At 72.2% G+C, this 12,924-nt stretch carries 10 protein-coding genes and 1 pseudogene; 7 read left to right on the forward strand and 4 right to left on the reverse strand.

Features of this window, described 5'->3' with window-relative positions:
* Positions 1-10: 10 nt before the first annotated feature.
* The 4 genes from B073_RS0106685 to B073_RS0106700 all read left to right on the forward strand — a co-directional run bounded on the left by B073_RS0106685 (position 11) and on the right by B073_RS0106700 (position 4,206).
* Positions 11-250, forward strand: a complete 240-nt coding sequence (locus tag B073_RS0106685) for a hypothetical protein (RefSeq protein WP_026247129.1) — start codon at positions 11-13, stop codon at positions 248-250.
* Positions 251-473: 223 nt separating this feature from the next.
* Complete coding sequence (locus tag B073_RS0106690; RefSeq protein WP_051093941.1) at positions 474-2,570, forward strand: bifunctional polysaccharide deacetylase/glycosyltransferase family 2 protein; 2,097 nt, start codon at positions 474-476, stop codon at positions 2,568-2,570.
* A gap of 100 nt (positions 2,571-2,670) precedes the next feature.
* Positions 2,671-3,753 carry an LCP family protein gene (locus B073_RS0106695; protein WP_106731781.1) on the forward strand — a complete coding sequence of 361 codons (1,083 nt, stop codon included), beginning with the start codon at positions 2,671-2,673 and terminating at the stop codon, positions 3,751-3,753.
* Between the two features lie 156 nt (positions 3,754-3,909).
* Complete coding sequence (locus tag B073_RS0106700; protein ID WP_026247130.1) at positions 3,910-4,206, forward strand: hypothetical protein; 297 nt, start codon at positions 3,910-3,912, stop codon at positions 4,204-4,206.
* A gap of 151 nt (positions 4,207-4,357) precedes the next feature.
* Here B073_RS0106700 and B073_RS0106705 read toward each other — a convergent pair whose 3' ends face one another.
* Together B073_RS0106705 and B073_RS47580 are read right to left on the reverse strand one after the other, a co-directional pair.
* Entirely contained in the window at positions 4,358-5,329 is a 972-nt protein-coding gene (locus tag B073_RS0106705) for a serine hydrolase (RefSeq protein ID WP_018537315.1), read from the reverse strand.
* An 878-nt stretch (positions 5,330-6,207) separates the two neighbouring features.
* Positions 6,208-6,333: pseudogene (locus tag B073_RS47580) on the reverse strand (helix-turn-helix domain-containing protein); the annotation flags it as partial.
* Positions 6,334-6,513: 180 nt separating this feature from the next.
* Between B073_RS47580 and bla the strand changes: the two are divergent.
* Positions 6,514-7,437 (forward strand): class A beta-lactamase, encoded by a 924-nt coding sequence (gene bla / locus B073_RS0106715; RefSeq protein WP_018537317.1) that lies wholly within the window; start codon positions 6,514-6,516, stop codon positions 7,435-7,437.
* 287 nt (positions 7,438-7,724) lie between these two features.
* Here bla and B073_RS0106720 read toward each other — a convergent pair whose 3' ends face one another.
* Together B073_RS0106720 and B073_RS0106725 are read right to left on the reverse strand one after the other, a co-directional pair.
* Positions 7,725-8,771 (reverse strand): SDR family oxidoreductase, encoded by a 1,047-nt coding sequence (locus B073_RS0106720; RefSeq protein ID WP_018537318.1) that lies wholly within the window; start codon positions 8,769-8,771, stop codon positions 7,725-7,727.
* 47 nt (positions 8,772-8,818) lie between these two features.
* A complete protein-coding gene (locus B073_RS0106725; RefSeq protein WP_018537319.1) occupies positions 8,819-10,618 on the reverse strand; it encodes a glycoside hydrolase family 15 protein in 1,800 nt (599 codons plus the stop codon).
* A gap of 201 nt (positions 10,619-10,819) precedes the next feature.
* Here B073_RS0106725 and ctaD point away from each other — a divergent pair, with 201 nt between their 5' ends.
* Together ctaD and B073_RS0106735 are read left to right on the forward strand one after the other, a co-directional pair.
* A complete protein-coding gene (gene ctaD / locus B073_RS0106730; RefSeq protein WP_018537320.1) occupies positions 10,820-12,538 on the forward strand; it encodes a cytochrome c oxidase subunit I in 1,719 nt (572 codons plus the stop codon).
* Entirely contained in the window at positions 12,535-12,924 is a 390-nt protein-coding gene (locus tag B073_RS0106735) for a cytochrome c oxidase subunit 4 (protein WP_018537321.1), read from the forward strand. The genes ctaD and B073_RS0106735 overlap by 4 nt, the downstream gene beginning before the upstream one ends.

A 12,924-nucleotide genomic window follows, 5' to 3' on the forward strand; every position in this document is an offset into this window, starting at 1 on the left:
CCTAGGGTGCATGTGCACCGGATATCTCGTGCTTCTCGTCGTCGTGTTCGGCGGCTTTCTGCAATCGGCCGGGAAACCCGCACCGGACACGGCCGTCCAACTCCCCGAACGCGCCAGACATCAGCAGCCCCACGGCCCCGACGGCCCCCGCCGCCCCGCGCCTTCCGGCACGCCCGGACCCACCGCGCCCGGAGGGCAGCGCATCACCCCGTCCGCCGTCCCCGCGGACGCCACCGTCCCCGCCCCGTAAGGGAGGCAGCACCGGCGAGCCGCCCCCGGCGGATGCGACGTCCACCAGGCACACCCGCCGAGGTGGCGTGAAGCCTTCCTGGGCACCGCCGCCGGGCCTCCAGGCGCTCCCCGGTACTGCTCCCCGGCGTCGTCGCCCGCGTCCGCCCGCCCCGGCGTGCCCGCGCGGGCGTCCGCCGTCCTTCCACCGGGCAACTCCTCGACAGAAAGGGCCCCTTGTGGCGATGTCAGGGCAGGGGCGGCACGCGCTGCGCCACCCCCCGCACCGGCACTGGTTGTTGCTGCTGCTGATCCTCCCCATAGTTGCGGCTTCCCTGCTCTTCGAAGGCTGGACCACCCACGAGGTCGACGGCGCGCGTACCCGGCGCGCCTGCACCAGCCCGATACCCAGATCCGCCGACGACGGTGCGCCGGTACTGCGGGTCACCGGCGCCGGATCCGCCCAGACCGCACAGATGCCGTTCCGCACCGCCGCGCTCACCTTCGACGGGGGACCGGATCCGGTATGGACCCCGCGCCTGCTCGACCTGCTGCGCACGCACCACGCGCACGCCACCTTCTTCCTCTACGGGAACCAGGCGGCGCGCCACCCCGACCTGGTCCGGCGGATCCACCAGGCCGGCCACGAGATCGGCTCGTACACCTACACCGGCGGCGACCTGGGCAGCGCCTCGCCGCTCCGCGCCCGGTGGGAACTCTCCCTCACCCGGACCGCGCTGGCCGGCGCCGCCGGCGTCAGCACCCGGCTGCTGCGGATGCCGCACACCACCACCGCCGACACGATGTGCGGCGCGGAGTGGCAGGCCGCGCAACGCGCCACCGACCAGGGGTATCTGCTGGTCGCGGCCACCTCGTCCGCCCGCAAACCGCCTTTCGGCGTGGTGCGCCAGTACAGCCAGACCGCGCTCGGGTACCAGGAGGCGGCGAAGCTGCTGGCCGACCCGGAAGTGGGCCGCTTCACCACGATCACCGACGGGCTCGGACGGCCCTCACTGGTCGCCCCGGCCCCCCTTCTGGAGCGTATTCAGGGCCGTGCACTGATCCGGATCCAGTCCCTCGGGCACACCTTCGCGGGCGCGATGACCTGGGCGCTGGGCATCGCCGGCGCGCTCGGTGTGCTCCGGCTGGTGGTGGTCGCCTTCCTCGCCCGCGTCCATGTGCGGCGCCGGCACCGGCACCGGTCCGGCGCACCCTGGCTGCGCAAGGTGACCGACCCCGTGACGGTGCTGGTCCCGGCGTACAACGAGGAGGCGGGCATCGAGTCCACCGTGCGCTCGCTGCTCGCCTCCACCCACCGGGACCTGCAGATCGTCGTCATCGACGACGGGTCGACGGACCGGACCGCGGCGCTCGCCCGGTCCATCGGCGACCCGAGGGTGACCGTGGTGCAACAGCCCAACTCCGGTAAGCCCAGGGCCCTCAGTACCGGCTTGCGCTACGCGCGTCATGAGATCATCGTCGTGATCGACGCCGACACGGTCTTTGAACCGGACGCCCTCCACCAGCTGATCCAGCCACTGGCCGACCCGACGATCGGCGCGGTCAGCGGCAACACCAAGGTCGGCAACCGGGACGGCCTGCTGGGCAAATGGCAGCACCTGGAGTACGTCCTCGGCTTCAACCTGGACCGGCGGATGTTCGAGGTGCTGGAGTGCATGCCGACGGTCCCCGGTGCCATCGGGGCGTTCCGCCGCGACGCGCTCACCGCGATCGGCGGCATCAGCGAGGACACCCTGGCCGAGGACACCGACCTCACCATGGCCCTGTGGCGCGCGGGCCGCCGCGTGGTCTACGAGGAGCGGGCCGTCGCCTGGACCGAAGTTCCCAGCAGCTTCCGCCAGTTGTGGAGCCAGCGCTACCGCTGGTGCTACGGCACGCTGCAGTCGATGTGGAAGCACCGCCACGCCCTGATCGAGGTCGGGCCGGCCGGCCGCTTCGGCCGCCGCGGACTGACCTACCTGGCGCTGTTCCAGATCGTGCTGCCGCTGTTCGCCCCGGTCGTCGACGTCTTCGCCCTCTACGGGGTGTGCTTCGGCAACACCCCGCAGGCCCTCGGTGTCTGGCTCGGATTCCTCGCCGTCCAGATGGTCACCGCGGCGTACGCGCTGCGCCTGGACCACGAACGGCTCGGCGTGCTGTGGGCCCTGCCGCTCCAGCTGTTCTTCTACCGGCAACTGCTGTACCTCGTCGTGATCCAGTCCGTGGTCACCGCGCTGCTCGGCACCCGCCTCACCTGGCACCGCATGCACCGCTCCGGCACCGCCAACCAGCACCTGCTCGGCGACCCGGTCCGCCAACCGAGCCCCCTGTCGACGAAGTGACCACCGGAAGACGACCAGAGTTGACCGCCGAAGTGATCACAAAACGACTGCCGACGTGAGCGCCGACGAGACCACCGAAGTGACCGAGGAGAGTGAGCAGATGAGCAGCACGAGGGGTGACTGGGACGGCGAGACGTCCACGGCGAGCGGACCCGTGCCCCGGCGCCGCGCGCACCGCTCCCGCCGCAGACGGCCGGTGCGCCGCCTGGCCGTCGGACTGCTGGTCGTCCTCCTCGCCGCCCCCGCCGGCGCCTTCGCCTGGGCGGACGGCAAGCTCCAGAACACCGTCGACCTCGGAACCTCCGGCCAGGACGACCGGGACGAACGGACCGGCAAGGGCACCAACTACCTCCTCGTCGGCTCCGACAGCCGGGAGGGCCTCACCGACCGGGAGAAGCAGCAGCTGCACACCGGCTCGGCCGACGGCCGGCGCACGGACTCGATGATCCTGCTGCACACCGGTGCGGCCGGCACCACGATGGTGAGTCTGCCGCGCGACTCATGGCTGACCGTCCCGGCCTACACCAGCCCGATGACCGGCAAGCGGCACCCCCCGGCCCCGCACAAGCTGAACGCCTCCTTCGCGATCGGCGGCCCGAAGATGCTGGTCAACACCGTCGAACACAACACCGGCCTGACGATCGACCACTACGTGGAGGTGGGCTTCGCGGGCTTCGTCAACCTGGTCGACGCCGTCGGCGGCGTCCCGATCTGCCTGGACCGGGACCTCAGGGACGAGAAGTCCGGCGCCGACTTCACCAAGGGCTGCCACACCCTCAACGGCACCGCGGCGCTCGCCTTCGTCCGCCAGCGCCACCAGGAGGCTCAGGGCGATCTGGGCCGCACCCGCAACCAGCAGAAGTTCCTCTCCGCCCTCGCCCACCGGGCGGCGGAGCCCGGCACGGTGCTCAACCCGCTCGCCGTCTACTCCGCCCTCGACGCCGGCCTGGACACCCTCCTCGTCGACCGCAACACCGGTCTGCTGGACCTCACCGCGATGTTCCAGGCGGTCCGGGGCGTCACCGGCGGCCACGGCACCCAGCTCAACGTCCCGGTGTCCGGCATCGGTGTCCCCACCGCCGAGGGCAGCACCGTACGGTGGGACCAGGCACGGGCCAGGCGCCTGTTCCGCGAGCTCCACGACGACCGCCCGGTGGACGTCAAGGGCGGCACGATCCGGTGAGCACACCTTCCCCTGGCGATTTCCGACGGCCCCGGCCGATTTCGACCGACGCGGACATGCTGCCTGGCGGCCGAGGGCCGTCCAGGAGTCGCACGGTCGTGTGTCCGGCCGGCGACGACGTGGCGGGCTCGGCCCGGGTCCGCGATCGTAGGGAGTATGACTTCCGAAGAAACCGAGATGCGGGAAGCGGTCCGGGCGTTGGCCGACGCACTGGAGACCATGCTCAACCTGATCAAGGCAGACGCGCTTCCCACCACCCCGGAAGCCCGCGGCCTCATGCGCAAGGCGATGGCCTTCTTGGAGGAGTCGACCGACCCGATCGTCGGCTGGGAGAGTTCCGGCGAGATCCTCTCCGTCGCCACCAGCCTCAACCACCTGATCAACGAGGCACGGGAGAAGATCCTGGACGACGCCATCGCGGCCTCACCCGTGCCCGACTACCCCAACCTGTGACCGCTACCACGGTCGTTCGGGTCGCCCGGGCGCGCGCTACACCCGGCCGACCCGAACGGCGCACGGCTCAGCGCTCATCCGGCGTGCGGGCGGCAGTTCGCTCCGTCCGGTCGAAGTGAAGCTCCGGGGCGCGTGCCTCCGCCGAGCGGTCTCAGTGGCGCAGGGCTTCGAAGGCCAGGCGGGCGCTGGTGGCTATGGTGAGGTCGATGTCCGGGGCGAGGTTGGCGCGGCGGTCGGAGCGGGTGAGGGCGGCCATCGCGATGCGGTCGCCGGCCTCGGATTCCACCACGCCGATCTCGTGCCGCAGGTGCAGGAACGTGCCTGTCTTGCCGCTCACCTTGAGGGTGTCCGCCCGCAGTTCGCCCGCCAGGCGGTGGGTGAACACCTGCAGTCCCATCAGCCGGCGCAGTTCCGCGCAGGCGTCGGGATGGGCGATGTCGTCCCGCCAGACCCGGTCCAGCAGGTCGACCAGGCCGGTGGCGGTGCCGACGTTGGCGTGCGCCGGGTCCAGGGTCTCGATGGCGTGCCGCCCCGTGTGGTCGTCGCGGATGGCCAGCTCCAGAGCGAGCGAGAAGTCGTTGCCGGCGGCGCCGGCGGCGCACTCGTACATGCGGTTCAGCCGGTGGCGCAGGCGGAGGCCCCGGCATCCCCATGCGCGCAGGCGTGCGTCGACCTCCGCCGCCGGTACGAGACCGAACAGCGCGTCGGCGGCGGCGTTGTCGCTCACCGAGAGCATCAGCAGGAGCAGGTCGCCGACGGCGACGGTCGCCGGATGCCGGAACGCCGCCAGTCCGGTGGGCCCGACGCTGCTGGTGGCCGGGTCGACGACCACGGGACGTGCCGCGTCGAGTTCCCCGGTCGCGATCCGGTCCAGTGCGACGAGCGCGAGCGGGACCTTGGCGACCGAGGCGAGCGGCACCAACTCCTCGACGTCGAAGCCGAGTTGTTCGCCGGTGTCGAGGTTCCTGGCCAGGAACGCGCCGCGGACACCGACGGCCGCCCACTCCGCGGCCACCGCCTCGGCGACGTCGAAGAGGTCCGCGTCATCGGCGATGCAGACTGGACGGGGTGTCTGCGGTGCCTGGGGTGTCTGGGATGCCTGGGGTGTATGCCGGGTGTCCATCCGTGGGCCGCCAGTCGGGACGGGGCGTCGCCGCCCGCACTCCGGGCGGCCGCCGTGGCCGCCTCGGCCGCCACGGCACCGACCGCGGCGGCCAACAGCGCCGCCAGCCGGTGCGGCACCTCCGCCGAGTCCGCCGCGCGCAGGTCGTACCCGCGGTGCAGAGTGGTGTCGGCCAGCGGTGCCCACCGTGCGCCGTGCCGACGGGCGAACGGCTCGGCGCACAGCAGCATGGCCTGTCCGGCGAGGGTCTCCGCGAGGGCCGTCGCCACGGGCCCGGCCGGGCGCACCGTGCCCTCCGGCAGTCCGGCGCGCGCCATGGCACGCAGCAACCTGCCCTGTGCGTCCGGAATGTGATCCTCCGTCATCGTCAGGATGGGCGTGGCAGCCGCCCGCCCGGGTCGCGTGCCGCTGCCACGCCGCGGGCGTAGGTCCTCCAGGTGGATCGCGCGACGGCGCGTCCGCGACCGACCGGCGGCCGGCGTCGGGCCGGCGTCGTCCGGTGCCTCCGGCGCGTCCGAGGGGGCGGAGGCCAGGCCGAGCGGTACGCGTAGCGCGGCGTTCTCCGGTGGGACGCGTACCAGCGCATACGCCAGCGAGGCGTCGGCCAGGCCCGCCAGGCGCTCCGCCGGCGGCAGCTCCCGCACGCCGAACGTGGTGCCGTGCTCGGCGCCGGCGCGGATGACCCGGGCCAGCGCATCCGGACCGCAGTCCGCCGGGACCCCGACGGCCCGCACCGCCGACCGGCGGGCCGACCGGGCGACGCGCCGCAGCCGTTGCGCCCGGTCCAGCACGTCCCGGGCGTACGGCAGGAGCAGCACGCCCAGTTCGGTGGTCGCGACCTGGCGCCGGGAGCGGTCGAACAGCGGGCCGTCGAAGTGTGCCTCCAGCGTCTTGATGCGACGGCTCAGGAGCGGCTGGGCGATTCCGAGCCGCTCGGCGGCGCGCGAGAAGCTCGCCTCGTCGACGGCCGCGACGTATGCCTCGAGGTGCGCGAGTAGGTCCACCCTGGAGTCATATCAAGAAGTTATGGGCCCTTCAAAGTTCACTCTTGGACATGGGTGCGGGACGGCTGCTTCGCTGTGCCTCGTCGAAGCCGCGCACGGTCGGGCTGCGCGGACCGCAACCACGGACGAGCGACCTACGAGCCACGGACGACCGACCGACGAACCGGGAGACCTCTGCACATGACCAGCGCCACCCCTCTGCCGCGCCGCCGCCTGCTCAGGGCCGGCCTCGCCGCGTCCACCACCGCCCTGCTCGCCTCCGCCGGGTCGCCGGCGGACGCCGTCGCATCGCGGCAACTCCGGTGGGCAGCAGGCGAGTTGGATGAGTTGCGGGCCCTTGAGCGCCGGTACGGGGCTCGCCTGGGCGTGTACGCGCACAACGTACGCACCGGGCAGACCGTCGCCCACCGCGCGCAGGAGCGGTTCGCGATGTGCTCGACGTTCAAGACGGTCGCGGCCGCCGCGGTCCTGCGCGACCAGGCACACTGCGCACCGCTGGACAAGGTGATCCACTACCCGGCTGCGGACCTCGTGCCGTACTCCCCGAAGACCAAGGAGCACGTGGACTCCGGGATGACGGTGGGCGACCTGTGCGCCGCCGCGATCCAGTACAGCGACAACACGGCGGGGAACCTCCTGCTGCGCCAGATCGGCGGCCCCGCCGGCCTCACCCGGTTCTTCCGGTCGATCGGCGACCCGGTCAGCCGGCTCGACCGCTGGGAGCCCGACCTGAACTCCGCCCGGCCCGGCGACCTGCGCGACACCACCACCCCGGAGGCGATCGGCAGGAGCTACGGGCAGCTGACGGTGGGCCGGGCCCTGGCCGCCGACGACCGCGAGCGACTGGTCGACTGGCTCAGGGGCAACACCACCAGCGCGCAACGGTTCCGCGCCGGTCTGCCGCACCGCTGGGTCGTCGGCGACAAGACAGGCACCGGGGACTACGCGTCCGCCAACGACGTCGGCGTTGCCTGGACCACCAGGAAGACCCCGATCGTGCTGGCCGTACTGACGTCGAAGACCAGCAAGGACGCACCCGTGGACGACGCCCTGATCGCGGATGCGGCACGCATCGTCGCTCGCACCCTGGCACCCGGCGAGTGACGTCCCGTCCCGGGCCGGGCCGTGCCCACACGTGACGATGTGTCAGGCGGGGCGTGGGTCGGGGGCCGGGCCCGGTTCGGGGCCGGGGGTCGGCGGTGTCGGGGCGGGCGGCACCGGGTCGGGTTCGGGGCCCGGCGGGGGCGTGGGTACGGGGTCGGGGCCCGGCGCGGGGACCGGTCCGGGGGCGGGACCCGGTTCGGGGCCGAGCGGACCGGGGGTCGGGCCCGGTGTGGGCGGAACCGGGTCCGGCCGGGTGGGCCCGGGCGGACCGGGTGGTTGGGGCACGGTCATGTCGTCCTCCTTCGTCCCATGGTGGGCTTCCGGCGCAGGCAGGCTCGCCCGCACCGTGGCAGGGTGGCCGCCAGCGCGCCGGCGGCGGTGAGGCCGCCGAGCAGCGTCCAGAGGTTGCGGGCCGCCCACTGCTGCGGGGCGCGTTCGTGGGCGCGGTCGCCGAAGATGCCGTGGGCGCCGAAGTCGTGGCCGTCCTCGCCGTCGAGCGGCAGCCACAGGTTGTCGGGCCGGCCGGGGGGCACCTGCTGGTCCGTCTGCTGTGAGTCGTAGCCGGTGCGGGCCAGGTAGCGGTCGAGCAGGGCGCCCGCGGCGCGGTTGGCGAGGAGCGTGGCCACGGTCGAGCCGCCGACGTAGTACTGCTTGCGGCGCGGATGGTCGGCGGCGTGGAGCACGGCGCGGGCGGCCACCTCGGGCTGGTAGATGGGCGGTACCGGCTGCGGGTGGTGCGGCAGGCGCGAACGGACCCAGGAGAACTGCGGGGTGTTGACGGCGGGCATCTGGACGACGGTGAGCCGTACCTTGCTCCGGTGGTGCAGGAGTTCGGTGCGGACCGAGGAGGTGAATCCGTTCACCGCGTGCTTGGCACCGCAGTACGCGGACTGGAGTGGGAGGGAACGCTCGCCGAGGGCCGAGCCGACCTGCACGATCGTGCCGGCGTCGCGGGGCAGCATCCGCGTCAGGGCACTGCGGGTGCCGTGGACGAAGCCGAGGTAGGCCACGTCCGTGACGCGGCGGTACTCGTCCGGCCCGATGTCGGTGAACTGCGCGAAGACCGAGGTGAAGGCGTTGTTGACCCAGACGTCGATCGGTCCGAACGCGGCCTCCACCGCATTGGCGGCGGCCTCGACCTCTTCGGGGTCGGCGACATCCGTGGGCAGCACCAGTGCCTGACCGCCGGCCGCGACGATGTCCCGGGCCGCCGCGTCCAGCCCCTTCCGGCCGCGGGCCAGCAGACCGATGCGGGCGCCGCGCCTGGCGAACGCGCGGGCGGTGGCGCGGCCGATGCCGCCACTGGCACCGGTGATGACGACCGTTTGCTGCATGGGACGTGCCTTTCGGGGTGCGGGGAGTGGGGCGCGGGCGGGTTCGGTCAGCGGTCCGCCCAGGGGCCGGCCAGGCGTACGGCGCACTCCAGCATCAGCGCGTGGACGAATGCCTGGGGCAGATTGCCGCGCAGCTGCCGCTGGGTGACGTCGTACTCCTCGGAGAACAGGCCCGACGGGCCGCAGGTGCCGCGGTTGCGCTCGAACCAGCGGAACGCGCTCACCTCCCGGCCCAGTTGGTGCTCGGCGAGCGCGGTGACGAAACCGCACAGCAGGAACGCGCCTTCGGCGTCCCCCAGGGGGCGGTCGTCATGGCGGAAGCGGTAGGCGAAGTGCTCCACCGACAGGTCCTCGATGTAGGCGTCCAGGGTGGCGACCGAACGCGGATCGTCGGCGGGCAGCGCGCCCCGGATCGCCGGGAGGAGCAGTGAGCCGTCCAGCCCGGGATCGTCGGGCGCGCGCTGCCACCGGCCGGAGGGGTGCAGGCTGTCCGCGGTGGTCTCCGCGACGAGGGCGTCGGCCAGCGCCGTCCACGCCCCGGACCGCCGCGGTGCCACGCCGCTGCGGACGGCGGCCCGCAGCCCGGCGGCGCAGATCAGCCGGCTGTGCGCCCAACTGCGCGGCGCCAGCTCCCAGATGCCGGCGTCGGCGTCGTGACGGCGCCGGCCGATCGCCTCCGCGGCGATCTCCACGGCCCGCCGGCCGTCCGCGTCCAGCCGGTCGTGCCCGGCAGCGGCGGCCAGCAGCAGCAACGCCTCGCCGAAGGCGTCGAGTTGGAACTGTTCGTTGACCTGGTTGCCGACGCGGTCGAAGCCGCCCGGGTAGCCCGGCAGGTCGAGCCGGCGGGGGCTGGGGAGGCGGCGGCCGTCCATGCGGTAGGCGGGCGCGAGCCGGGGACCGTCCTCGTGCAGCCGCGCGGTCGCGAACCGGACCGCGTCGTCCAGCAGCACGGGGATGCCCGCGGCGGCCGCTGCCTGGCCGGCGTAGCACTGGTCCCGGATCCACACGTAGCGGTAGTCGTAGTTGCGGCCCTCCTCGGCGCGCTCCGGGAGACTGGTCGTCGCCGCCGCGACCATGCCGCCGGTACTGCCTGTCAACCCGCGGAGCACCGCGGCCGCCTGCCGGGCGTCCGCCGGCGCGACCGTCCGCGCCAGGTCGGGAACGGCATCCCGCCAGGCATCCTCCGTCGCCCGCCAGCAGGCATCCGGATCGGGCGGGGCGTCGGTGAGCGGACGGTCCGCCAGTTCCAGCACCAGGTCGTGCGGGGTGCCCGCCTCGACGGTCAGCTCCATGGCCAGCCGGCAGCCGCCCGGCCCGGTCGGCTGCGCCGTCCGCGCGCCCGACCAGCGCAGCCACAGGTCACCGGTACGCCCGCGCCAGACACCGCCGGAGTCGCGCGCCACCTCGCGCAGCGGATGGGCGTCGAAACCGGCACCGGGCGTCAGCACGACCGACAGCCGGGTGGTGGCCTCCCGGGCGAGGACCCGGCGCAGCATCACGGCGCGCCCCGGCTCAGCGGGGAAGGCCAGCGCCTCGCGGCACTCGACGATGCCGTCGTCGGTGACCCAGCGGCTGCGCCAGATCAGAGAGCCCGGTTCGTAGTGGCCGCCCCACACGAAGCGGCCGGTGGGCGTGACGACGTAGCTGCTGCCGCCGCCGATCAGTGTGGTGAAGACCGCGTCGGAGTCCCAGTGCGGTGCGCACAGCCAGGCATAGTCGCCGCGTTGGCCGACCAGGACGCCCCGTTCGCCGTCGGCCAGCAGTGCGTAGTTCCGCAAGGGGTGCGGTCCGCTCACCGCGTCGGCGCGAGCTGCCGTCGCGCCGGGCCGCGACCGCCGGTCGGTCATGCGTCGCCTCACCGCCCTCGCTCGGTGCCTGCGGGTCTTCGGGAGTCGCATAACCGTTGCCCGCTGCGCCCAAACGGGCTGTACGGAGCAACAACCGGCGCTGCCGGTGTGGCGCGGCGGGGGCGGGGGCGGCGACCGGCTACACACGAATCGGGCCGTCGCGCCGGAATCCGTACCCGGTCACCGTGCTCCGGAGGAGCCATGTCACACGTAGGCCAGACCGTTCACCGCGAACTGCTCGACGGGTCCGGTAATCCGCGGGTCAGGGCGGGCCGCCGGATCATGAAATACCTGACGACCACCGATCACAAGGTGATCGGGAACATGTACCTCGCGACGGCTTTCGGATTCTTCCTCTTCGCGGGTCTGCTGGCGCTGCTGATGCGCGCGGAACTGGCCCGGCCCGGCCTCCAGTTTTTCAGCCACGAGCAGTACAACCAGCTGTTCACCATCCACGGCACGGTGATGATGCTGCTCTTCGCGACGCCCACCTTCGCCGGTTTCGCCAATGCCGTCATGCCCCTGCAGATCGGGGCGCCCGATGTCGCCTTTCCCCGCCTCAACGCCCTGACGTACTGGTTCTTTCTCTTCGGTGGCCTGACCGTGGTCTCCGGGCTCGTCGTGCCGGGCGGCGCCGCCTCCTTCGGCTGGTTCGCCTATGCGCCGCTGAACCGCGCGGACCACACTCCGGGCGCCGGCGGCAGCCTGTGGGCGGCCGGACTCGTCGTGGCCGGTCTGAGCACCACGCTGGGCGCGGTGAATTTCATCGCCACCATCATCACGCTGCGCGCCCCGGGCATGACGATGTTCCGCATGCCCATCTTCACCTGGAACATCCTCTTCACCTCCATCCTGGCCCTGCTGGCCTTTCCGGTCCTGACCGCCGCGCTGCTGGCCCTGCTCGCCGACCGCAAACTCGGGGCCCATGTCTACGACCCGGCTTTCGGCGGCGCGTTGCTGTGGCAGCACCTGTTCTGGTTCTTCGGTCATCCGGAGGTCTATATCGTCGCGCTGCCGTTCTTCGGGGTGGTGAGCGAGATCATTCCGGTGTTCAGTCGGAAACCGGTCTTCGGTTACGTGGGGATGGTCGGCGCGACGATCGCCATCACGATGTTGTCGGCGTCGGTGTGGGCGCATCACATGTTCGCCACCGGCGGGGTGCTGCTGCCCTTCTTCTCCCTGATGTCCTTCCTCATCGCCGCGCCGACCGGCGTGAAGTTCTTCAACTGGATCGGCACGATGTGGAAGGGCTCGCTGTCCTTCGAGACGCCGATGCTGTGGGCGATCGGCTTCCTGATCACGTTCACCTTCGGTGGTCTGACGGGTGTCATCCTGGCGTCGCCGCCGATGGACTTCCACATCTCCGACTCGTACTTCGTCGTGGCCCACTTCCACTACGTGGTGTTCGGCACGGTCGTGTTCGCGATGTTCGCCGGTTTCCACTTCTGGTGGCCGAAGTTCACCGGCAAGATGCTGGACGAGCGGCTGGGGAAGCTGCACTTCTGGACCCTTTTCCTCGGCTTCCAGACCACCTTCCTCGTCCAGCACTGGCTGGGCGAGAGCGGAATGCCGCGGCGCTATGCCGACTACCTCGCCGCCGACGGTTTCACCGTGCTCAACACCGTCTCGTCGAGCGGCGCGCTGCTGCTGGGCCTTTCCACCCTGCCGTTCCTCTACAACGTCTGGAAAACCTCCCGGCACGCGCCCACGGTCGACGTCGACGACCCCTGGGGCTTCGGGCGTTCGCTGGAGTGGGCGACCAGCTGTCCGCCGCCCCGGCACAACTTCGAGGCGCTGCCCCGCGTCCGTTCCGATTCGCCCGCGTTCGATCTGCACCACCCCCAGGTGCGGGCGCTGCCGGAAGGCGAGCGCGGAAATGTCGAACCCACCCCCGACACCCTCGGAGAGCAGAGCACATGAAAGCGGAGTCGTATCTCTTCGCGGGCGTGGCCGCCTTCTTCTTCGTCACCGACGCCTTCTACATCTGGCTGGCCCGGGAGCCGGCCGGCGCCGCCGCGCTCGCCGTCTCCTTCGGCATGGCATCGGTCATCTCGTTCTTCTGCGCCATGAACTACCGCCGCAAAGGAGAACGCCCCGAGGACACCGAGGACTCGGCGATCCACGAGCGCGCCGGAGAGGTCGACTTCTTCCCGCCGCGCAGCGGTTACCCGATCGCGGTGGCCTTCGGCGTGACCCTGCTCGCCCTGGGACTCGTCTACGGACTGTGGGTCTTCCTGATCGGGGCGGGTGTCACGGGCGGGTCGGTGTTCGGCATGGTCTTCGAGTTCGCGCAGCGCGACCACTGA

Origin of the sequence: Streptomyces sp. MspMP-M5 (assembly GCF_000373585.1) — a bacterium.
GTDB lineage: Bacteria > Actinomycetota > Actinomycetes > Streptomycetales > Streptomycetaceae > Streptomyces.

Excerpts from the sequence above, each read along its gene's own strand:
- B073_RS0106685 (WP_026247129.1), top strand. The coding sequence starts at position 11 with ATGTGCACCGGATATCTCGTGCTTCTCGTCGTCGTGTTCGGCGGCTTT.
- B073_RS0106690 (WP_051093941.1), top strand. The coding sequence starts at position 474 with ATGTCAGGGCAGGGGCGGCACGCGCTGCGCCACCCCCCGCACCGGCAC.
- B073_RS0106695 (WP_106731781.1), top strand. The coding sequence starts at position 2,671 with ATGAGCAGCACGAGGGGTGACTGGGACGGCGAGACGTCCACGGCGAGC.
- B073_RS0106700 (WP_026247130.1), top strand. The coding sequence starts at position 3,910 with ATGACTTCCGAAGAAACCGAGATGCGGGAAGCGGTCCGGGCGTTGGCC.
- B073_RS0106705 (WP_018537315.1), bottom strand. The coding sequence starts at position 5,329 with ATGGACACCCGGCATACACCCCAGGCATCCCAGACACCCCAGGCACCG.
- bla (WP_018537317.1), top strand. The coding sequence starts at position 6,514 with ATGACCAGCGCCACCCCTCTGCCGCGCCGCCGCCTGCTCAGGGCCGGC.
- B073_RS0106720 (WP_018537318.1), bottom strand. The coding sequence starts at position 8,771 with ATGCAGCAAACGGTCGTCATCACCGGTGCCAGTGGCGGCATCGGCCGC.
- B073_RS0106725 (WP_018537319.1), bottom strand. The coding sequence starts at position 10,618 with ATGACCGACCGGCGGTCGCGGCCCGGCGCGACGGCAGCTCGCGCCGAC.
- ctaD (WP_018537320.1), top strand. The coding sequence starts at position 10,820 with ATGTCACACGTAGGCCAGACCGTTCACCGCGAACTGCTCGACGGGTCC.
- B073_RS0106735 (WP_018537321.1), top strand. The coding sequence starts at position 12,535 with ATGAAAGCGGAGTCGTATCTCTTCGCGGGCGTGGCCGCCTTCTTCTTC.